The 21,184-nt window shown below is 39.7% G+C and carries 18 protein-coding genes; 7 read left to right on the top strand and 11 right to left on the bottom strand.

All coding sequences use genetic code 11. The annotated features are described in order from the left end of the window. Positions 1–5 precede the first annotated feature (5 nt). From JWQ54_RS01165 to JWQ54_RS01145, 5 genes are all read right to left on the bottom strand, one after another. Complete coding sequence (locus JWQ54_RS01165; RefSeq protein WP_299579019.1) at positions 6–2,186, bottom strand: PQQ-binding-like beta-propeller repeat protein; 2,181 nt, start codon at positions 2,184–2,186, stop codon at positions 6–8. 297 nt (positions 2,187–2,483) lie between these two features. Then, on the bottom strand, positions 2,484–3,413 hold the full coding sequence (locus tag JWQ54_RS01160) for a DUF5777 family beta-barrel protein (RefSeq protein ID WP_299579017.1): 930 nt from the start codon (positions 3,411–3,413) through the stop codon (positions 2,484–2,486). A gap of 23 nt (positions 3,414–3,436) precedes the next feature. After that, a complete protein-coding gene (locus JWQ54_RS01155) occupies positions 3,437–3,979 on the bottom strand; it encodes a YceI family protein (RefSeq protein WP_299579015.1) in 543 nt (180 codons plus the stop codon). Positions 3,980–3,983: 4 nt separating this feature from the next. After that, on the bottom strand, positions 3,984–5,297 hold the full coding sequence (locus JWQ54_RS01150; protein WP_299579013.1) for a hypothetical protein: 1,314 nt from the start codon (positions 5,295–5,297) through the stop codon (positions 3,984–3,986). A gap of 16 nt (positions 5,298–5,313) precedes the next feature. Then, a complete protein-coding gene (locus JWQ54_RS01145) occupies positions 5,314–5,934 on the bottom strand; it encodes a sigma-70 family RNA polymerase sigma factor (RefSeq protein WP_299579011.1) in 621 nt (206 codons plus the stop codon). Positions 5,935–6,249: 315 nt separating this feature from the next. On the opposite strand from JWQ54_RS01145, the gene JWQ54_RS01140 reads away from it, so the two are divergent. Further along, positions 6,250–7,047: a glycosyltransferase family 2 protein gene (locus tag JWQ54_RS01140; protein ID WP_299579009.1), complete on the top strand. Its 798-nt coding sequence runs from the start codon at positions 6,250–6,252 to the stop codon at positions 7,045–7,047. A gap of 14 nt (positions 7,048–7,061) precedes the next feature. Here the strand turns inward: JWQ54_RS01140 and JWQ54_RS01135 are convergent, their stop codons facing one another. Both JWQ54_RS01135 and JWQ54_RS01130 read right to left on the bottom strand, forming a co-directional pair. Further along, positions 7,062–8,270, bottom strand: a complete 1,209-nt coding sequence (locus JWQ54_RS01135) for a glycosyltransferase family 4 protein (protein WP_299579007.1) — start codon at positions 8,268–8,270, stop codon at positions 7,062–7,064. Further along, positions 8,267–9,712, bottom strand: a complete 1,446-nt coding sequence (locus JWQ54_RS01130; protein ID WP_299579049.1) for an oligosaccharide flippase family protein — start codon at positions 9,710–9,712, stop codon at positions 8,267–8,269. Before JWQ54_RS01130 ends, JWQ54_RS01135 begins: the two co-directional genes overlap by 4 nt. A gap of 221 nt (positions 9,713–9,933) precedes the next feature. On the opposite strand from JWQ54_RS01130, the gene JWQ54_RS01125 reads away from it, so the two are divergent. The 6 genes from JWQ54_RS01125 (at position 9,934) to JWQ54_RS01100 (ending at position 17,016) form a co-directional block, all read left to right on the top strand. Continuing rightward, positions 9,934–11,574 carry a hypothetical protein gene (locus JWQ54_RS01125; RefSeq protein ID WP_299579005.1) on the top strand — a complete coding sequence of 547 codons (1,641 nt, stop codon included), beginning with the start codon at positions 9,934–9,936 and terminating at the stop codon, positions 11,572–11,574. Further along, a complete protein-coding gene (locus JWQ54_RS01120; protein ID WP_299579003.1) occupies positions 11,564–12,526 on the top strand; it encodes a glycosyltransferase in 963 nt (320 codons plus the stop codon). Before JWQ54_RS01125 ends, JWQ54_RS01120 begins: the two co-directional genes overlap by 11 nt. Before the next feature lie 13 nt (positions 12,527–12,539). Then, positions 12,540–13,616, top strand: a complete 1,077-nt coding sequence (locus JWQ54_RS01115) for a glycosyltransferase family 4 protein (RefSeq protein WP_299579001.1) — start codon at positions 12,540–12,542, stop codon at positions 13,614–13,616. Next, positions 13,613–14,734: a DUF1972 domain-containing protein gene (locus JWQ54_RS01110; RefSeq protein ID WP_299578999.1), complete on the top strand. Its 1,122-nt coding sequence runs from the start codon at positions 13,613–13,615 to the stop codon at positions 14,732–14,734. Before JWQ54_RS01115 ends, JWQ54_RS01110 begins: the two co-directional genes overlap by 4 nt. Further along, positions 14,718–15,983, top strand: a complete 1,266-nt coding sequence (locus JWQ54_RS01105) for an O-antigen ligase family protein (protein WP_299578997.1) — start codon at positions 14,718–14,720, stop codon at positions 15,981–15,983. Before JWQ54_RS01110 ends, JWQ54_RS01105 begins: the two co-directional genes overlap by 17 nt. A gap of 112 nt (positions 15,984–16,095) precedes the next feature. Next, positions 16,096–17,016, top strand: a complete 921-nt coding sequence (locus tag JWQ54_RS01100; RefSeq protein ID WP_299578995.1) for a nucleotidyltransferase domain-containing protein — start codon at positions 16,096–16,098, stop codon at positions 17,014–17,016. 102 nt (positions 17,017–17,118) lie between these two features. On the opposite strand, the gene JWQ54_RS01095 is transcribed toward JWQ54_RS01100, so the two are convergent. The 4 genes from JWQ54_RS01095 to JWQ54_RS01080 are packed head-to-tail and all read right to left on the bottom strand — an operon-like array spanning position 17,119 to position 21,177. Continuing rightward, entirely contained in the window at positions 17,119–17,940 is an 822-nt protein-coding gene (locus JWQ54_RS01095; RefSeq protein ID WP_299578993.1) for a bifunctional 2-polyprenyl-6-hydroxyphenol methylase/3-demethylubiquinol 3-O-methyltransferase UbiG, read from the bottom strand. Then, a complete protein-coding gene (locus JWQ54_RS01090) occupies positions 17,940–19,400 on the bottom strand; it encodes a radical SAM protein (RefSeq protein WP_299578991.1) in 1,461 nt (486 codons plus the stop codon). The genes JWQ54_RS01095 and JWQ54_RS01090 overlap by 1 nt, the downstream gene beginning before the upstream one ends. A gap of 10 nt (positions 19,401–19,410) precedes the next feature. Beyond that, positions 19,411–20,457 (bottom strand): radical SAM protein, encoded by a 1,047-nt coding sequence (locus tag JWQ54_RS01085; RefSeq protein ID WP_299578964.1) that lies wholly within the window; start codon positions 20,455–20,457, stop codon positions 19,411–19,413. 6 nt (positions 20,458–20,463) lie between these two features. Further along, positions 20,464–21,177, bottom strand: coding sequence for a bifunctional 2-polyprenyl-6-hydroxyphenol methylase/3-demethylubiquinol 3-O-methyltransferase UbiG (locus JWQ54_RS01080; RefSeq protein ID WP_299578962.1), 714 nt, complete (start codon positions 21,175–21,177; stop codon positions 20,464–20,466). Positions 21,178–21,184 lie beyond the last annotated feature (7 nt).

Raw genomic sequence — 21,184 nt, 5'->3', positions numbered from 1 at the left:
TTTATTCAATTGGGTAGCGCAAAGCAAACATAACTATCGCCGGATTTACTGCCTATTTTCCCCCCTCCACAGGCAATAACAACAAACTGCTTACCATCAATTGCATAAGTGGCGGGTGTAGCATAACCTGCAGCCGGTAATTTTGCTTCCCAAACCTGCTTGCCTGTATTTTTATCAAAAGCCCTGATCTTTTCATCCTTGGTTGCTGCAATAAATACCAATCCGCCTTTAGTTACCAGTGGACCGCCATATAGTTCTGTCCCGGTTACAGGGATCCCTTTTTTGGTAAGTTCAAGGTATTCGCCCAGTGGCACTTTCCATAAAAGCTTCCCTGAGGTTAGGTCTACCGCATTTAGTGTGCCCCATGGCGGTTTAATGCCGGGATAGCCGTCCTTATCCAGAAACCTGTTATAACCGTTCATTACATAAGGTATTGTACTTGACGTTTTATTAGCAACAGTAACCGGTTCTTTAGCCATTTGCCTGGATACCGGCTCTTTTTCAGGCAGCTTTAACACAAAGGCAAGCAAAGCTTTTTTCTCATCGGCAGAAATTTGTTTAAATGAAGGCATCATGTTACGGCCGTTCTCAATTATCTTGCTGGCCTCATCCCCTGTATATTTTTTGTTGATATTCACTAATGACGGATATGAAGTGCCATTACCTTTTAACTCAACCCCATGGCAGGATATGCAATATTTATTATAAATAGTATGGCCTATCCCTTTTAAAGAATAATCGTCAGTGTTTTTTGGCACATCGATCATTACCTGCGCCCATGGCATTTCAGAATTACTTATGTACATTATCTTCGATACCGGATCAACTGCGGCGCCTCCCCACTCGCCCCCACCGTCAAAGCCGGGGAAGATCCAATCACCATCTTTACTTGGCGGGGCAAACATGGTGTTATATTTTACTTGCCTGTACTTATCAAGCATATCCTTGTGCGTTTCCGTGCTGATATCAGTTACATCTTCCGGTCCAAAATGCTGACGGGCAAAAGCCTGCGGCAATGTTGGAATTGGTTGTGTTGGCCATACCTGCTCACCGGGCAGCCCCTTTTGAGGAACCGGCTTTTCTTCAATAGGGAATATTGGCTGGCCATTAGTTCTATCGAACATAAAAATATAACCGTGTTTGGTGATTTGGGCTACCGCATCAATTGTTTTACCATTATGTTTTATAGTTACCAGGTTAGGATTTGCCGGCAGGTCGCGGTCCCACAGATCATGATGGACCACCTGGTAATGCCAAATGTATTTGCCTGTAGCGGCATCCAAAGCAACAAGCGAATTAGCATAAAGATTTGCACCTTTACGGTTAGCACCATAAAAATCACCGCCTATTGAACCTATCGGGATATACACAATGCCACGCTTTTCATCCAATGCCATGCCCGACCAGTTATTTGCGCCGCCTAATTTTGTCCAGGCATCTTTGTCAGGCCAGGTTTCATATCCTTTTTCACCGGGGTGTGGAATAGTGTGAAAGATCCACCTGAGCTTGCCAGTACGAACATCATAAGCACGGATGTGGCCCGGCGCGGCATCTTCCGATTCTGCAACCCGTGTGCCTACTATTAAAACATCTTTATAAATTACACCCGGCGTAGTGCCCGAAACAAATGAATTGGTTTCCCTTCCAAGATCTTTCGTTAAATCTAAATAACCGTCTTTGCCAAAACTTTTAATGGGTACACCACTTTCCGCATCAATAGCGTAAGTTTTTGAGCCAACACTGTAAAAAATACGTTTGTTTTCCCCATTTTCATCCTCCCAATAAATTACGCCACGGCATACTTTGTAATAAGCCAGCGGGTCATCTTTTTTTGAGCTATCCTGTGCAGCAGGGTCAAAAAGCCATTTTTGCACACCTGTTGCTGCATTTAACGCAAACAGCTTTAGCTTGGGGCTGGCTGCATAAAGTATACCATCAACCATTACCGGATTACATTGATTTTGGCTGCGATTGGCACTATCCTTGTCATTTGAACTATAAGTCCACGCAACTTTAAGCTGGCTAACGTTTGCCGGTGTTATCTGCCCGTTTGATGAATACCTGTTCCCTTCTTTTGAGCCGGCATAGGTGCGCCATTCGCTATTATCTGAAATTGATGGTTTTTTTTTACAGGATGTAATGATGTTTATTGCCAGCACTAAATAAAATAAGGCAGGGATCTTCATAAAATGATTTAGCTTTAATTGGAGTTACCGACTAAGCTAATCACATTATATTAAAAACAAAAACCTTATGGTTATCTAATTTAAGCCCGGGGTTTCAATATGAACATCCCAACCCCTGGCCCCTTCAATCACTTCGGGATCATGCGAGCAGATAAATAAGCAAAGCTTCGTCCGGCATATTTTTCATTAGTTTCATATTAATAAAGGCCGGATCTTTATAACCTGCGTTAAAGTTATAAAGATCCGGCCTTTATTAATTGATTTTTTTAACCAATTCTATTCAATTCCAATAAATTTTTACTCTTTTTTACTTCCTTTATGGCTGCTAAAATCAAACATCCTCGAGATGGTGAAACCTAAACGATATTGTCCCCTGCCATAGCTTGACTGTGTGCCGCTTAAGTAATTGATTTCATTAACAGCCCGGGCGTTGGTAACGTTGACCGTAAACACATGGCCACCAGTTTCAACTTCATAGCCAAAGCCCAGCGGGTCGGAAAAGCCGCTGTTCTTGGTATGCTGATAAGATGAGAATGAATGCGCATAATCGACAATAAAGCCGCTATGGTTTGAAATTTTTAAACGCAGAGTTCCCGAAAGCGCAAAAAAATCAAGGTCATTCCCTGGCACAAATGGTATTGGTGTGTTGTTGCGTACAAACGATGGGGCTATTTGCAAAACATTGCCCGGCGAAAAGCTATGGGCTATAAGGGCTTGTCCGAAATAGGAAAATCTGTCTGATGTCTTGGTAAAGTTAACACCATAAGGCCTGAACCCCGTTTCGCCAATTAAGGTAATTGCAAATGGCGATCCACCGTTGGCCTGGTGCAATACAGCATATTTTAGCTCCAGGTCAGCCAGACCGCCAATTGTGCTCCGGCCCATGTCAATATTAAAATTATCGCTCAGCCCGTATTCAAATCCTATGTACACATCGGCAACGGCATCCAGCCCAAAATATGTTTGGCCTCCGCCTACCTTGCCGGCAAAATCGCCGAAACGATGGATCACTAAAAAGTTAAGGTTATTCTTCTTTATCGTTTTGGTACTTTGCGATAAAACAAGCCTGGACGATTTATAAATGGCAATTGGCCCTTTTGCCTCATCTTTACTCATCGAATTCAGCAACGAATCGGCTGAGGTTGCTTTTTTTGCTGAATCGGGTTTTTGAGCCATTAAGCTAACACTTGTTATGAGAAAGCTTAACAGGATTATACATCTTTTCATGTCGGAGTTATTTAGTGTGAGTTTTATTTATTTTGAGTGTAGGTAGCAGCTACGTTGATCTTAATGCTTTCTGCAATGTTGTGAAACACAATTCTTGGTATATCAATATGATGATCGGCGCACTTAACCATAAATTCTGATTTCATACTTATAACCCCGTCTTTTACCACAAGTGTTCCGGGTATTGTCCTGTTAGCAGTAACATTGTGTACGGTGAGATCACCCGTTACATTTATCGGATAGTTTCCGTCTTTACTAACGTCTATCTTTTCGGCTATTTTACCTTTAAAGGTTGCACGGGGATATTTATCACTTTCCATATAGTCAGAATTAAAATGCTCCTGCATTAATGACTTCTGAAACCTGAATGAGGTGATAGCTACACTAAAGTTTAATTCGCCGGTGGAGACATTTAATACCGATGCACCTGTTGATGTTGCTGCTTTAATATCTTCGATCGGAGCGCTTGAAAAAAGGCTGACCGAGGCATTTTTACAGATATAGAGATCCTGTCCTGTCTGGAAAGTGCTCATCCAGGCAAGTAAAATAATACTGATATGTTTCATTTTTCTAGGGTTTTGTTAACGAATTTAAGTTCCAGCTAAGCCCAATGGCAACTCCTGTGGTTTGTAACTTCACCTGGCTATAGCCAATGTTTGTTAAGGGAAGTTTCATGTAGGGCTGTATGCTAATTCCAACTTTTGAATTTATTTGTCTTTCATAGGTGGCATTTAAGTTCATCACGCCAAAAAAGTATTTGCCTGTACCGGGTACAGTGTAGCTTGATGGACCAGTAGCGCCACCATAGTTTTCGCCATAGCTGAATTTATAACTTTCATGCAGCATTATATATGACGACAAGCCTGTACCGAAGGATAATTTATTTTGCGCCTTATGATAAACCTGGTAACTTACATTAAGCGGAATATCAAGCATGCGGCAATCCGCAGTAACATTTGTCGGGTTAACAGACCACTGGTAAGCTGTATGATAATTATTAAAATTAGTTATGTAGGGCTTAACAGAATATAATGCACCTGTACTCACAGTTAACTTACGTGATACTCCAACAGCGAACGTCATGCCTATATTGGTACCAACCTTGCTTTGCTGAAATGAGCCTACCCCATTTAAATCAGGCGCTGCAACCACACTCAACGCATACTGAGGGCGAAATCCGGCCTTCGGCTTAACTTTATTAATATTTTTAGCCATAGCCGGTCCTGTTGTTGAGCTATATGCCTGCCTTGGGATATTTATCTGCTTAACTGATCGCTCAGTTATTGATGTTGGATTAAGATCCGGAACCGAATTTACAGCTACCAATTCGGCATTCGGCCTGCTACCTGGTTTATAACTCTCCAGCTCTTTTTCAATAATTGTGTCTTTTTGAGATTTGCCCGGAGATAATCCAAATACCGACCTCTGCTTATTGTTTTTTACAGCGTAATCTACATTAGCAGGTGTTTTCTGTACCGGTGTCAAAGGCTGCCCAATAGCTTTATGCTCAATTATTGTATCTGTTGTTTTAGGATGAACATTTGCCTGCCTGTCCATAATAGTATCTTTTGGTTTTGGATGAGCAGTTGCCCGCCTGTCCATAATAGTATCTGCTGTTTTGTGCTGAGCCGCTGCCTGTATTTGATCTTTGATTGGTTGGCTTCCGGTCCTTGGTCTGAAAGCCCACCATCCTAAAAACAACAATAACATAGCTGCTACACCACTTAAAATGGGCCACAAATAGATCATACCTTTACGTTTGGGTTTACCCATCATTTGTTCAAGCGCATCCCAATCCCCCTCCTCGTACCGGATCTCATCGACCGGGTCCTCCAGGTTCTTTTTAAAAAGATCATCTAATCTTTTTTCGTTCTCTTTGTTCATTCCCTAATACCTTTGTTTATGAATACCCGTTCATGTTTATTGCTTTTATAGCTACAATCGGGGTATATCCCATGCCATTATTGTAATTAGCATTATTGGCAGACGAATCTGCCTTAAATATCATTTGTTTTAGCTTTTGCCTGGCCTTGTGCAAATTCGACTTTGACGTACCGGCATTTATATTAAGCATTGTTGCAATCTCTTCGTGCGAATAACCTTCAATAGCAAAAAGATTAAATACAGTTCTGTAGGCCTGGGGAAGTTTTTGAACCATCCCTAAAAGATCATTATAGTTCAGGTTTTTATCAGCAATGTCGCCATCACTAACATGTTCAGCCTGATCCAGATCTTCTGTATAAGCCATTTTAAGGTTAGCCCGGTAATGATCAATCGAAACATTCATCATTATTTTTCCAAGCCAGGCTTTAAATGGCCTGCTTGTATCAAAACTTTCAATATGCGTAAATACTTTAAAAAAGCCCTGGTTCATTACCTCAGCTGCTTCATCGCGGTTGCCCGCATAACGTAGGCAAATCCCCATAGAAAAACCGTAGAAAGCTTTGTAAAGCATTTTCTGACATTTTCTATCCTGTTTAATACAGCCCCTGATCAGTTGATGCAACTCTTCTTCTCCCATATGGGTATGCCTGTTTATCTAATATTAATTCCCATTACTTTAACGCTATCACGTTAATTAATCAAAAAAGGTTGCCTGTCCCCTATAAAAATTTATATTGCAAAGATAAACAATTGATAACCAATTGATTAAAAACAATCAAGACTCAGTTCTTTTTATTACTCAGTTTTAGCAGGCTGATAACTGCACTTATTTATGCTTTGCACTTACGAAAAGTAATTTACTTAAAATTAATTACACGAAGCAACCCTTTTAATAAAACACACGATATAATTAACAAACACACGTCTTTAAAAGACATTTAAATTTAAATAAATGGTTCCGATTTCTGTGGTTATAATTACTAAAAATGCTGACGATATAATTAGAGGTTGTTTGGAAAAGGCCAGAGAGCTAACTGACGATATTATAATTATATATAATGGAAGTGATGATGATACATTAAACATTCCTGTAAAAGATGGTTGCCGTGTTTATAAAAAAACATGGGATGGTTATGGCGCAAATAAAAACAAAGGTGTTGAACTGGCCTGCTATAATTGGATCTTAAGTATTGACGCTGATGAAATACTTGATGATGCGCTGATAGCCGCTATTCATAAGCTGAATTTTAAGGATACCAAGGCTGCATACGATGTTAAATTCAGATCGTATTTTGGGAAAAAGGCTATCCGGCATGGCAGTTGGGGAAGAGATCACCACATCCGCCTGTTTAACCGCGAATTTGTTAAATGGTCGGAAACATTGATCCATGAAAAATTAGTACTGCCCGCCTTTGTACAGAAGAAAGAAATTGACGGGCATATTCATCATTATTCGGCAAATGATATTTATGAATTTAACAGCAAATGCAGCTACTACGCAAAGTTGAGCGCTAAGAAGTATCTTCGCGATGGAAAAAAGGCAACTGCTATCAGGCTGTATCTGGCTCCTGCTTTTAGCTTTATTAAAAACTATGTTGCTTATTTAGGTTTTTTGGATGGACGCGAAGGCTGGCAAATAGCAAAAACTATTGCTAAAAACACAAGGCGTAAATATCATTTTTTAAGCCAGATGGAAACTTATGGCGAAAAACCGCACCCTGCTAAGGATAATTTGGTAGTAGAATATTGAAGAGCCCGATTATTTCAGCCTACACTTTTTAATACCTTATTGTAAAACTGAATCGTTTTGGCAGCGATATTACCAATTTCAAACTGCTCCTTAACTTTTTCATTACCTGCTTTTGCCAACCTTGCACAAACATCCGGGTTATTTAGCAGGTATATGATAGCTGTTGCTATTTGATCGATATTATCAGGGTCAATAAGCAACCCATTTATTTTATCGTCAATTAATTCAGAGCCCGATGTACGGTTTGAATTGATAACTGCAGTACCACAGGCCATTGCTTCTAAGGGCGCTAAAGCAAACGCTTCGGCATAAGATGGAAAGACGCTGATTGCCGAAGCTGATAAATGATCATATAACTCATCTGTTGATACATGTCCCTTAAAGTTTACCGAAGCTTTTGCTTTATCCGTTAGGTGACTAATAGCTTTTTGTTGTGAGCCTTTTCCTAAAACCAGCAGCCTTGCAGCAGGCATGCTTTTATTTACAATATTCCAGGCTTTGGCTAACTGGTAAATTCCTTTTTTTGCTACTAGTGTACCTGTAAAAATGACTTGTTTAGAGCTTTTGGAAATATTCCGGGCCGGCAGATCTGTTTTAATGCCGTTGTATAAAACTTCAATTTCCTTGTTATATGAAAGGTATTCTGAACTTTTATTGGCTGTGTATTTGCTTGCACTTAATACTGCCGATGCCTGCTTTAAAATAGCCTGTTCCATTTTAAGAAGATGTGCCGGTACTTGCTTGTTTGCTTCTTTGGTAAAATAGGTTATTGAGCCGTTCATTTTTACAACCACCGGGATGGATAACTGCGGGAATGGAATATAGGAACTGCAAAATCTGATATAATCGTTATAATCAGGCATTTCAATAATATCAATTTTATGCGCAATTATCAGTTGTTCAAGTTTGTTTTTATAGGCAGCGAGGCTTTTTTTAATATCCCTTTCCATCAATCCTGAATCTTTCAATAGCCGAATGCCAATGCGGGATATTAAAGATTGCTCGTCACTAAATATTTTATAATCAAAACCTCTTCTAAAACGATAAACCTTAACACCTTCATCACTAAACTCATCCGCTTCTCCGTACCCCGGGCCATATAAACCGGCAACTACAACATTATGCCCAAGTGTTACCATTTGCCGGGCTATCAGCCTTACATAGGTGCCTATGCCGCCATGTTTGCCGGGAGGATATTCATCGCAGAGATATAATATATTCATTTTGTAAGTAAATGTTTAAAATTATAAATATGCTGTTTGTTTATTTGCTTTGATAGCATGGTTATTACCAGGTATATAACAACAGCAATTACTAACTGAATAAGGAAATGAACATTAAGGCGGGTACTAATAAAATAAATAATTATTGCTTCGGAAGTAAACACAATGATAGGGCGTAAAGATATCACCATAATTTCCTTACAAACAAGCCTGTAATATAAACCTGCCTGCAGCAGGGTTGTACTAAAAAATGCAATAGACGCCCCTAATCCGCCGAACTTTGTAATTAGAATTAAATTTAGGATGACATTAGTTATTGCACACACTACTGTTATGTATGAAACCGATTTATACTTTTTAGCTCCAAAGCTTAGTGACCACAGCAGGTTTACAAAAAACTGCAATGGGATGCATAACGATAATATTAAAAACTGCCAGGAGTTTGATTCGCCGTATTTACCGTGCGTGATTAAAGTAAGCAATGGCACCCATAAAATATTAAGCATTAAGGGAATAGCTGCAGCAAAAAATATTTCAACAACATTAAAAGAATTGATATACTTTTGATATCCTATATCCACATTGCTACCTAATGATAAAAGGCGTGCGAACCTGGGTAAAATTAAAGGCGCAATAATTAACATTGGCAGCCTGGCCAGTTCATAGGCGCGGTAAGCAAAACTATAATCGGCCAAAACACTGCTGGTTGTCATCATCCCAAGCAAGATCCAATCCATCCGCGACAGGCTTATATCAAAAATAACGGAAATATATTGTGCCGATGATTCTTTAAGCAGCTTAGCGTATGCCTTAAAATGGAATTTAAAACTAAAATCAGTTTTAGCAACCAGGTATATAACTAAACCGAACAACTCAAATACAGCGGTACAGATCAATATAATTAATACTGTGTTTATATATAGCTTTCCTTCTGCCATTAAAAACCAGGCTGCAGCTATTTTGCATACATTACTTATAATTGCGATAATACCGTAAGGCGTAAATTGTTCTTTGGCATTTAAAAACTGCTTTAAGGGGACACCTATAAAAATTAATCCCTGCGCTAAAAAGAACCAGGGCAGCTGCTTATAAATTCCCGCCTGGCTTTTAACCATGCTATTCAGCAGCAACAAAAATAAAAAGGTAATTAAAAACCCAACTATTGAGTGTACAAAAAAAACCGCTGCTGCCCAGTCTGATCCTTTTGATGCTGCTATCCGGCGTACAACTACCTGCTCTAACCCAAAACCAAGTATTGTGGTTAGGAATATTGATACAGCATTTGTCCAGCTGATTGTGCCGAAATCATCCTTGGAGACATAGATCGAAATAAAATAAAAAAATACTCCACCGAGGATTTGAACAGAAATTGCCTGCAAACCCGAAGAGAAGATCTTTACCAATAACTTATTTTTAACCAATGCTGTTGATTTGAGGTACACCAAAATTAGTATTATCTTTTACTTTGACACACTAATGTCCATACGTGAAAAATCGCCATTTGGCTGCCTTTAACTTAAAATACTTTTCTGACTAAAATTAAATGATAAATAGCGCTCAACAGGAGCGCCACAGGCAACCATTTCAATTTTCAAGCCGTAATCTCTTATATAAATTAAACAACCAACTACATGGTTTTTAAGGCTTGATTAATTGATTACGGATGTTCAACAGTATTACTGATTTTAACTTTAGAAAGATCATAAACCGGGTCGACTGGAAACTATTGTTGTTTCTTATGCTTTTTTTAAACGTAAAATTAGGTGTAAAAATCCCTGCCATTATCCTGATTTATTTGCTCCGCTTCGATTTCAAATTTGGGTTCAGTTTCAAAAACTCAAGGCTTCCACTTTTCTATCTGTTAATACTTATAATACCTTTTATCGATCTGATAATTAACAGGGGATATAGTAATCCCGATTACCTGATTGTTTTTTTTACGGGAATAGGCTTTTGGCTGTTGTGCATTCTTGCCATTCACCAGGTTAAGCTGGCTGTTGAAAATAATGATACAGAAATTATTCACAGAACCATTCTGGTCTTTTTCATAATTAACGCCGTGTTTTCCTTCTCTAACTTTGCTGCTATTGCATGGGAAACAGGTGCAATAAACCCCTATCGGTACCAGGGGGAGCATCAAAAATATTTTATCGGCACAGGCGATTACATCAAAGGGTTAACCTTTGATACATCTACAACCAATGCTGCCTTAAATGCGTTTGCTGTTATTTACTTTTTAATAAGGAAAAACAACCTGATGCTATTTGTATGCATGGTGGTGCTGCTGCTTACCGGCAGCAACTTCCTGAACATGGCATTAATTTTCGCCCTTGCCCTGTTATTTATTTTCAAAAGCACTAAAGCTCAAAAAAGCCTCATTGTTGTTTGCCTGATGCTGCTGGTTGTTTTTATGGTGAAGATCTCGCCGCAAAATGATCGTTACATAGACGAAACCTTTAAAGATGCTATCCATCCGCCGGGTCCATTAGTAGCTAAAACCACCACGGCTGCTTCATTTACCAATATCCCTACCCTTGAAGAGGTACGGCAAAAATTTGCCAAACATTATTTGGATAGCATTCAAAAATTACCAGGAAAAAACCGGGCTGCATTAAAGCCTTCTTTAGCCGTTTTACCAAGAACAGGGCAGGGAAGGATAGTTGTTGACACGGTTAATATCAATTTGCTTCCCTACCAGAAATCGACAGATACTACTGCTGAACAATGGAAATTATTAAAGTTTATTGATGCCCACAAGGCAAGGCTTCCATTATCTGCACAGGTTTACAAACCGGGCAAGCCTGGAAAAATAGTTACTTTTTTTCAGACACTCTTATTTCTCAGGCAACATCCGGTTAAAATAATTACAGGGAGCGGGCCCGGCAATTTTTCATCCAAACTTGCCTTCCGGGCTACAAGCCTGGGGTTTGCAGGAGGGTATCCGGCAAAACACACCTATATCAGTAATGATTTTCTTACAAATCACCTGGATGTTTACCTGTATTTTTTTAGTAAAACTGCTGGGTTACGTTCATTAACCAATAGCCCTTATTCTGTTTATGACCAGTTACTGGCCGAATATGGGTTGCTGGGCTTGCTGATCTTCACTATTTACTATGCAGGCTTTTTTGCCAAACACTATAAAACGCTTACTTACGGCTTACCCCTGCTGCTACTATTAATGATGATATTTTTAACCGATTACTGGTTTGAGCAACTATCGGTAATTGTGTTTTTTGAATTGCTTTTGCTGCTCAACATCAAAGAAACTACTAACAACGCACAATTGAATTATGGATCTTAATAATCCAAAGGTTACTGTTTTAATGCCTGCATATAATGCGGACAAGTATATAGGTGAGGCAATAGCATCTGTACTGGAACAGTCATTTACTGATTTTGAACTTTTGATAATTAATGACGGATCAACAGACAAAACCGAAAAAATTATCCGGTCGTTCAAAGACCCAAGAATTGTACTGATCAGCCAGGAAAATAAGGGTGTTTCTGCTGCGCTAAACCTGGGCTTATCACATGCACGTGCCAATTATATAGCCAGGTTTGATGCTGATGATATTTGCCTGCCAAACAGGTTAAAGGTTCAGTACGATTTTATCACTACCTATCCTGAATATACCATAATAGGCTCGGCAGTTGAATACATGGATGCCGATGGGCACTATATTTTCACTCATCACCCGGAAGGGCACCTTAATGAAGAGATCCAGCAGCTAAAATATACCATATGCCCATTCATTCACTCCAGTGTATTTTATAAAAAAGATGCAGTTGTAAATAATGGTGGGTATAACGAGCATGCTTACACCTACGAAGATCATTTTTTGTGGGTAAATATTTTAAAAAATGAAAAGGCCTGCAATCTTTCGCAGGCGCTTATTAAGGTAAGGCTTAACCCGGAATCTATAACCATAGATGAAAGGTGGCGCACACGCAAGTTCCGTTCTATAAAATACGCAACATTAAAAAACAAAAACATTACTGAAGCCGAGGGGAACGAGCTGTACCAGATAGGCGGCAAACAGTATTCGCCTAAAATAAAACAGGGCGCCTATTATGCGCTGTGCGGTAAAAAATTCCTGCTTAATAATTATCAGCCCGAAAAAGCCCGGCTGAACATGATGAGGGCCATCAGCCTGCACCCTTTGCGTTTGGACAATTACCTAATCTATACGGTTAGTTATTTACCAGAAAGGTTTATTACCTGGCTGCACAACATCAGCATGGGTAAATTTTAAAATGGAAATAAAGATGAAAGTAGCATTTATAGCAAGATCAACATTATACACGGTACCGGGTGGCGATACTGTACAGGTTGTGCAAACAGCCCGGCAGCTAACCAATATGGGTATTGGGGTTGATATATTGTTATCAAAAGAAGTAATACCTTACGAGGAGTACGACGTGCTGCATTTTTTTAACCTGATCCGCCCGGCTGATATTCTTTACCACAGCAAAATGGCTAAAAAGCCTTTTGTTATTTCAACCATTTTATGCACTTACGGCGAATACTATAAATATAACCGTAAAGGTTTGGGCGCCATATTTACCCACCTGCCTGCCGATGGTGTAGAATACCTTAAAACCGTCGCCCGGTGGTTACTTGGGAAAGATCACCTGTCGAGCATTGATTATCTGTGGAAAGGCCAGCGGAAAAGCATTATTGAGATCCTGAAAAGGGCCGATATGGTACTGCCAAACTCCGAATCGGAGTACAGGCGGGTACAGGAAAGCTATCCCTGCAAGGATACGCACATGATCATCCCGAATGGTATCAATCCCGACAGGTTTCCATTTGATGCAACCATAAAAAAAGACGAAAGCCTGGTGATCTGTGTGGCAAGGATAGAAGGGCGTAAAAACCACCTCAACCTTATAAAAGCCTTAAATAACACCCGGTTTAAACTGGTAATTATTGGAGCACCAGCTCCCAACCAGGATGATTATTACCAGCAATGCCGCAGCATTGCAGCAGCCAATATTACCTTCCTCAATCGCATTCCGCAGCAGGAGTTACTGGAATATTATCAGCGGGCCAAAGTGCACATTTTACCCAGCTGGTTTGAAACTACAGGTTTAAGTTCTATCGAGGCAACCGTAATGCGGTGTAACATAGTAATAACTGATAAAGGTGATACAAGGGATTATTTTGGCGATGATGCTATCTACTGCGATCCGTCAAAGCCTGAAAGTTTACTGGCAGCCGTTGAGGAAGCAAGCACAGCGCCGTTCAACGAAAAATTACTGGATAGAATATTAAAGAATTACACCTGGAAACAGGCCGCGATACAAACATTAAAAGCATATCAATTAGCAGCCATAGCATGAAACTAAGAATAGCAATATTAGGCACCAGGGGCGTTCCGAATTATTACGGAGGGTTTGAGCATATCTCGGAATATGTTTCAGAAGGGTTGGTGAAAAGGGGCCATTCAGTTACGGTTTATAACTCTCATAATCATCCTTACAAAGAGGATAAATGGAACGGTGTAGAGATCAGGCATTGTTATGACCCTGAATACCTGATAGGTACAGCCGGACAATTTGTTTACGATTTAAACTGCCTGCTTGATGCACGAAAAAGAAAGTTCGATGCCATTTTAATAATGGGTTATACCAGCAGCTCGGTTTGGGGTAAATTGTATCCGCCAAAAAGCACTATTATTACCAATATGGACGGACTGGAATGGAAACGTTCAAAGTACTCACCAAAGGTGCAACAGTTCTTAAAATATGCCGAAAAGCTTGCTGTAAAATATAGCCAGTTCTATATCTCTGATTCACTGGTTATTAAATCATACCTGGGTGAAAAATACAATATTGACAGCAAATATATTCCTTACGGGGCTGATCTGTTTTCGGAAGCGGAGCGTGAACAAGTGGACAACGGGGAAGCCCTGAAAGAAGATTATTTCTTATTAATGGCCCGCATGGAGCCGGAGAACAATATTGAACCCATATTGGAAGGCTTTAATAATAGCAGCTCACACCGTAAATTCAAGGTTTTGGGCGATACCAGCAACCGGTTTGGCAAGTTCATCACCCATAAATTTAAAAACGATGAACGCATTGAATTTAAAGGGTCGATTTTTGATACCGGCAAAGTACGCGCACTGCAAAATAACTCATACCTGTACTTTCATGGGCATAGCGTTGGTGGCACCAATCCGTCCTTGCTTGAGGCCATGGCCAGCGAAGCGCTCATTGCAGCTCATAATAATCCCTTCAATAAATCAGTGCTGCATACAGATGCTTTCTATTTTTCAGATGCAAAAGAAGTGCGCAACATTGTGGAAACCGTGCAAAGAAAAGAGACCGAAAAGACCATGGTGAGCAATAACCTGTATAAAATTAAATACCAGTTTAACTGGGAAAAGATCATAGACCAGTATGAGCAGTTTATTATAGAATGCCACAATAATTCAAACTATGAGCGGATTATTTAGGATTGAAGATAGTTTGGTCAATAAAATAAGCTATTACCATATAATGCTGTTAATGGCATCACTGCCGTTTGACATGTTTTATAGTCACCTCATTTTAATAAGCTTCGCTTTACATACCTTAATCCATCTCGATAAAAAAAATATTAAGCCGGTATTTACTTTACGAACGCTGGCCTTACAATCCGTATTTTTTGTAACACTGCTTTGTATTATTTATACAACCAACACCAACCAGGCTTTTACAGAAATAGGCCGGCGGAGTATCATACTTATTATTCCTGCACTATTTTGCCTTAACCCGCTTGATATAAAGAAATACAGGTCACAACTATTACTGTTATTTGCCCTGGTTTGTACGCTCACAATCGTTTATCTGTACATTGATGCATTGATCACTATCAGGCATTTCCATTTGCCATTTTCAATGCTGTTTTCTAAGTTTTTTGCCAATCATAATTTTTCAGAGCCGATAAATATACATGCTACATTTTTCTCCATGCAGGTAGCAATATCCCTGGTTTACCTTTTATCAGTTTTAATAAAGGAGAAGATGTTTTATAATAAATTCTTTTATTTAGGATGCTGCCTTGTACTTACTGCCGGACTTATTCAGCTTAGTTCGAAATCAGTTTGTTTTTCCTTGTTTATTATCATAAATGTTGCCATTCCCTATTTTTTATTGCAGGGGGTAATGCGCCGTAAATTCATTTTGGTTACTGCATCTCTATCTGTTTTATTAATTACAGGTATTTTATTATCAGGTACTTTCAGGGAGCGTTATATAACTGAGTTAACTACCGATCTGTCTCCGGCAAAAGCTAACGAAATATTGGATTCGCGCCTCTCCAGATGGAAAGTTGTTTTGGGATTGATAGAAAAGAAACCGCTAACAGGTTATGGCACAGGTTCGGAAATGGCCCTTTTGCACGATGGGTTTTTTAACAATAAATTATACAATTCATTCTTAAATAACCTGAACGCGCACAATCAATATTTAAGCTTCCTGCTAAAATCGGGAATTATAGGACTACTCATTTATATAGCCACTTTAGCTTTTGGGTTTCGGATCGCCTTTCAACAAAAAGACCTGTTGTTCATCGCGTTTATGGCAATTATTACAACTGTTTCATTTTCAGAGAATTTCCTGGATGTTGACAAAGGGATCTTTTTCTATGCGTTTTTCTTCCCGTTTTTTATTTTTTCTAATAAACAGGCGAACGTAAAATTCAATCCATTAAAATCGCCATAAATATTTAACGCCAGTGGCAACCAAACAGTTAATTGCTCCGTCATTATTATAAAGTTACTTTCAAAACAACAGATAAATGCAACATAATCCATATCCATTAATCAGTAAAAGCTTGTCAGTAATTAAAGAAAATATATTAGAAACCCTGGCTTATTTTGATCTGTTTGACTACCCCTTATGCAGGGCGGAAATTTACCTGTTCCTGAAAAACAAGCACGATTATGACACATTTGATCAGGCATTAAAATCCCTGCTTGAAAGCGGCATAATTTATCAATTTGATAAGTTTTATACTTTAAAAAACGACCAATACCTGGTAGTGCGAAGAAACGAAGGCAACAAAAAGGCAGCCGGATTAATTAAAATAGCCGAAAAGGTGGGAAGCCTCCTGATCAGGTTCCCTTATGTACGCGGAATAGCCATATCGGGCTCACTATCAAAAAACTTCGCGGATGAAAATTCGGATGTTGACCTTTTTATTATTACCGCCAAAAACAAGCTGTGGATAGCGCGGACCATAATGCACTGCTTTAAAAAACTAACCTTTTTGGTTAATAAGGAGCATTTGTTTTGCATGAACTATTACATTGATGAGCAGCAACTGGAAATTGCAGAGAAGAATTTATACACCGCAATTGAAATAGGCACATTGATCCCGCTGCAGGGTGATACCGTGTTTGAACGGTTTTATACCGCAAATACCTGGACCAGGGAATATCTTCCAAACAAAAACATGCGGATAGCCTCGGCAAAGCCGGTTAAGGGTGGGTTTTTAAAAAACCTTTTAGAATGGCTATTTAACAACCGGGCAGGCGATACCATTGATGATATGCTGATGAAAATTACAGGCAACCGATGGCTAAAAAAAACGCAGCAAAAAAAGCTGAACAGTCATGGTATAATTATGGGAATGGATACCGGCAAACATTATGCAAAGCCCGACCCTAAGAATTTTCAAAGCAAATTATTGGCAAGATACCAGTTTAGGGTAGACCGGATCTTGCGGGCTTATGAAGACAGCCTTGCACATTAAAAACAGGCTTTTGTAGAGACGCAATACTTTGCGTCTCCGGATAATTAAGATCACGCAGGAGACACAAAGCAGAGACACAAAGTATTGTGTCTCTACAGGAGGTTATTTCTTTTTTAACGAGATGATATAATAATCACCGATGTATTTCCAGGGCCGGGAGCTTTTTAGCTTATCTTCCTTATTTTTCAAAAACCGGTAAACGGAAGGATGCTTTTCTGCAAAACCTTCAATATATGATGGCGGCACAATTGTGCACAGGCCTTCAATTCCCAGCAGGTTAAACTGATCTTTCAATTGGTTTACAATAAATGAAGGATTGTAATACCAGCATTTAAAATAAACGCCTTCAATATGGGCTTTGCTCCCATTCCTGCTAAAGAACCTTCTAAACGCTGTACGGAATCTGCCTTTAAATACCAGCAGTGTTTCCCACAGGCAAAATTTTGGTAAAATGACAAGTGTTACCGTTCCACCAGGTTTTAGCAGATCGTTGAATGATGCCAATACTTTATCCAGCTCATCTGTACAATTAAGGCCGGCAAAGTTGGAAAAGATATGATCATATAGCCCTTTGTTTTTTAACTGGTCAAGTTGCGTATAGGAACATATTTCAGTGCTTACCTGCTCTTCCATACCGTTCAGTGCAACCTTCCTTTTCAGTTCATTTTGCATCCCTGTTGACAGGTCTGTAGCATGTACCTTAAATCCTTTTTGTGCAAAAAACAAAGCATCTTCGCCGGTACCGCTGTTTACCTCAAGGATAGAACTGCCCGGTGCTAAGAGCTGTAAAACATGGTTGCGAACCCGTTCCCGCTTATATTTAATAATGGTATTGCCTGCATACAACTCATCAAAAATTATGGATTGCGTGGTAAACGCCGATTCTGCATGTTGCTCATTGATATTTGCCTGGACAGTTTCCATTATGCTTCCTCCAGTTTTCTTAGCTTCATCCCTTCAATAAGCGTTGCCGGTGCATGGTATAAAACTGAAACGGCTTTCCTGATGCTTTTAATATTAGCGCTCAGCGGGTTATTTATTAGTTTAACCAGGCTGTTTTTTGCCAGGTGTTTATGATAGTTTTGATGTACGTATTTATGCAATTGCTTGTAATACGATGGTGGAAAAGTATTGCTGAACATCAGGGCCATTTCATCTGAATCTGTCCAGTTTGTTTTTTTCTTCAGATCGGCTTTCACCCTTTCATAAAACAATGTACCAGGCAAGGGGTATGATACTGAAATGCCTATTTCAAAAGGCAAAAGCTCATTGATCATGTTGATGGTCAGCCGGATATCCTCCTTCAGCTCACCGGGGTAACCAAACTGGATAAAAAAGGATGGCTTTATGCCATTCTCTTTCATCAGGCGGGTAGCTTCGCGGATCTGTTCAACCATAATACCTTTATCCATGGCATCCAGAATTTTCTGCGAGCCACTTTCGGCGCCTATCCATACGTTTTCGCAGCCCGAGTCCGCAAGCGCTTTTACCGTACCTTCATCAGCGAGCAGATCAGCCCTGGATTGGATCTTAAACCGGATCTTAATATTTTCCTTGTGTAAAAGCAGCGCAAGCTCTTTAACCCAACCCGGCTTTAAACCAAAAATATCATCACAAAACCAAATGTGATCCATCCGGTAGCGTTCTTTAAGCAATTTAATTTCAGCAACAACATGTTCAGGGCTTCTTGAATTATAGCGGTTACCATAAATTGGCTTTGCGCACCAGTTACATTTAAAAGGGCAGCCACGGGTAGTGCTCATGTTAAGAGAGAAATACCCAGCGTGCTTTAACCATGTTTGCCGGTATGCATCCATATCAATCAAATCCCAGGCTGGTAACGGCAAGCTATCCAGATCTTTCAAAACAGGGCGACCCGGGGTTTTAACTATCTTTCCATCCTTAACATAAGCGAGCCCTTGTATGGTATCATGCTCACTCTGGCCATTTTCAATATGATTGGTTAGCTCCAGTAAAGTATGCTCCGCCTCTCCTATTATTACAAAATCGGCGCCTTCATTTAAATATTGCTCGTAGCGGTCGGTTGAGTCGGAGCTCGAAACGATTACAGTACATCCTGCCGCTTTGGCAATCTTACACATGCTGAAGGCCGCCTCGCGCATGTTGGTGAGGCACATTTTGGTGAGGTAATTAAACCCATCATCGTAGATCACAAAAAAATCAGGCTTGCTTTGCGTTAATGCAGCTTTAACTTCTTCCGGATCGCTTACAAACATGGTGTCAAAAAGCGATACTGCGTAATCATTTTCGCGCATATATGCTGCAGCATATATGGTGCCCAATGGCGGGTATGGTTGCCCTAAGGCCCATTGTTTTGGGTCAAAACGTAAAAAGTAAGAATGTGAAAACAATATACTTTTCATACTTTATAAATTATGCAAGTTTTGCAAAAGGCGAAAGATTTAACGAGCATACGCATTTTATGCAGGCTGCATTTTTACTCATATCCAGTGATCTTCTGAAATTAACGGCGCTTTCACTATTCAGGATAGTTTCCAAAGATGCATCCCTGATATTCCCTATCACGTCGTGAAAAAAGCATGGCCGCACATTTCCATCGGCTTCAATTACGGTTGATACCCAGGGGGCATTGCATTTTTTAAACGGGAACGGGTTCAAACCATAAAACGCAGCATAATACTGATAAATGTCCCTTATCTTTTCTTTCGATTCAGCAATAAACCTTGTTTTAAAGTTACCCTCATTATTAATTATGCGGGTTATTACATCCTGCAATTCGGGCAGCTCACGTTCTGAAATTAAGATCTCGTGCTGCTTTGGCTCTTCCCAGGCCATTTGCCTGTTAAAAGCATGGCTGCTTACATCCGCCGGCAAAAAGCTCACCTGGTCAATCCCCATCAATCTTGCTTCATTAATTATGGCTTCCCAGTTCCTGAAATTAAGGCGATGAATTACGGTGCGGGCAGTTATCCTGTAGTTTGGATTGATGGATTTGATATACTCAACCCCCTCCTTTAGCTTACTAAAAGCATTTGGAATATTCCGGATAGCATCATGCAAGGCTTCATCGCCATCTAAAGAAACAATCAGGTCATTAACCAATTCTAAGATCTGATCGGCATTCTTTTTAATGGTAAGCCCGGTTGTAAGCAGGGTGACCTTTATTTTATGCTGCTTAAGGATCTCGCAAAGTCTGAAAAAATTTACATTCAGTAAGGCTTCCCCTCCCGACATTGATACCTGCTGCGTTCCGAATTTTTTTAAGGCCGCCAGCAAACCGGTCAGATCATGCTCCGTAAGCTGTTTCAGGTTTTTGTTGTCCTTCCAGATATCGCACATAACACAACGGCAATTGCAGGCGCTGTGGGGCATTAATATAACAATAGGCAATGCAGATATGATACTTGTTTTTAAAGTACGATACCTGTTATATGAACGATATAAGGATTGCCCTACCATATAATTTTAGTGTTTTACTACGACCCAATAAAAAGGATCTTTTTTACTGATCTTATTAATTAAGCGCTTCGGATTAAACAATATCTTATAATTAAACGGCTGCAGGTCATTTATAGCATGATGAAAATAATGCGCCGCCATTTCCGGATACCCTAACATTTCATAATACTCTTCCGTCCGTTTCGCTGCATCGGCAACTTCATTGGGTGGGTAAAAATTGGTGTCCATTATGTGGACCTCCCCATTTTTATTCAAACACAAAAACGCGCTTTCCAGAATGCTTTTAACAGATGGGAAATATTGTATGGAAGCAGCGAATAGGATAACGTCAAACCTTTCATTCAAAAACATTCTGGATTCAAAACTTCCGCAGATAAACTCGAGATTATCTTTTTGAAAAACCCTTTTAGCCTGCATGATTTCCGGCTCATTAATATCAAGCCCTGTTACTCTTGAATTTTTAATAGTTAACAGCTTTGACGACAGCCAGCCATTGCCACAGCCTATTTCTAAAATATTAAGCGGTTTGTTTTTTTCTTTGAGATAATCGATCAGTCTTTGAGCCGACCGCTTCCTGGTCTGCCATTCTTTAAAATGAATATGCGTGGCTTCAATATCAGGCAAAAACATTACCTGCCCGTCTGACAAAACACGTTTCTCTTTATATCTTACATCAATATAAAGTTCACCAAAATCTGAACCTTGGGCTTCTACTTCCATAATCTCC

The organism is Mucilaginibacter sp. (genome assembly GCF_028288225.1).
Lineage (GTDB): Bacteria > Bacteroidota > Bacteroidia > Sphingobacteriales > Sphingobacteriaceae > Mucilaginibacter.
This window is presented reverse-complemented; position numbering and strand designations above follow the sequence as displayed.

What these genes read in the sequence shown, in the direction of transcription:
- JWQ54_RS01165 (WP_299579019.1), bottom strand. Translation starts at nt 2,186, where the DNA reads ATGAAGATCCCTGCCTTATTTTATTTAGTGCTGGCAATAAACATCATT.
- JWQ54_RS01160 (WP_299579017.1), bottom strand. Translation starts at nt 3,413, where the DNA reads ATGAAAAGATGTATAATCCTGTTAAGCTTTCTCATAACAAGTGTTAGC.
- JWQ54_RS01155 (WP_299579015.1), bottom strand. Translation starts at nt 3,979, where the DNA reads ATGAAACATATCAGTATTATTTTACTTGCCTGGATGAGCACTTTCCAG.
- JWQ54_RS01150 (WP_299579013.1), bottom strand. Translation starts at nt 5,297, where the DNA reads ATGAACAAAGAGAACGAAAAAAGATTAGATGATCTTTTTAAAAAGAAC.
- JWQ54_RS01145 (WP_299579011.1), bottom strand. Translation starts at nt 5,934, where the DNA reads ATGGGAGAAGAAGAGTTGCATCAACTGATCAGGGGCTGTATTAAACAG.
- JWQ54_RS01140 (WP_299579009.1), top strand. Translation starts at nt 6,250, where the DNA reads ATGGTTCCGATTTCTGTGGTTATAATTACTAAAAATGCTGACGATATA.
- JWQ54_RS01135 (WP_299579007.1), bottom strand. Translation starts at nt 8,270, where the DNA reads ATGAATATATTATATCTCTGCGATGAATATCCTCCCGGCAAACATGGC.
- JWQ54_RS01125 (WP_299579005.1), top strand. Translation starts at nt 9,934, where the DNA reads ATGTTCAACAGTATTACTGATTTTAACTTTAGAAAGATCATAAACCGG.
- JWQ54_RS01120 (WP_299579003.1), top strand. Translation starts at nt 11,564, where the DNA reads ATGGATCTTAATAATCCAAAGGTTACTGTTTTAATGCCTGCATATAAT.
- JWQ54_RS01115 (WP_299579001.1), top strand. Translation starts at nt 12,540, where the DNA reads ATGAAAGTAGCATTTATAGCAAGATCAACATTATACACGGTACCGGGT.
- JWQ54_RS01110 (WP_299578999.1), top strand. Translation starts at nt 13,613, where the DNA reads ATGAAACTAAGAATAGCAATATTAGGCACCAGGGGCGTTCCGAATTAT.
- JWQ54_RS01105 (WP_299578997.1), top strand. Translation starts at nt 14,718, where the DNA reads ATGAGCGGATTATTTAGGATTGAAGATAGTTTGGTCAATAAAATAAGC.
- JWQ54_RS01095 (WP_299578993.1), bottom strand. Translation starts at nt 17,940, where the DNA reads ATGGAAACTGTCCAGGCAAATATCAATGAGCAACATGCAGAATCGGCG.
- JWQ54_RS01090 (WP_299578991.1), bottom strand. Translation starts at nt 19,400, where the DNA reads ATGAAAAGTATATTGTTTTCACATTCTTACTTTTTACGTTTTGACCCA.
- JWQ54_RS01085 (WP_299578964.1), bottom strand. Translation starts at nt 20,457, where the DNA reads ATGGTAGGGCAATCCTTATATCGTTCATATAACAGGTATCGTACTTTA.
- JWQ54_RS01080 (WP_299578962.1), bottom strand. Translation starts at nt 21,177, where the DNA reads ATGGAAGTAGAAGCCCAAGGTTCAGATTTTGGTGAACTTTATATTGAT.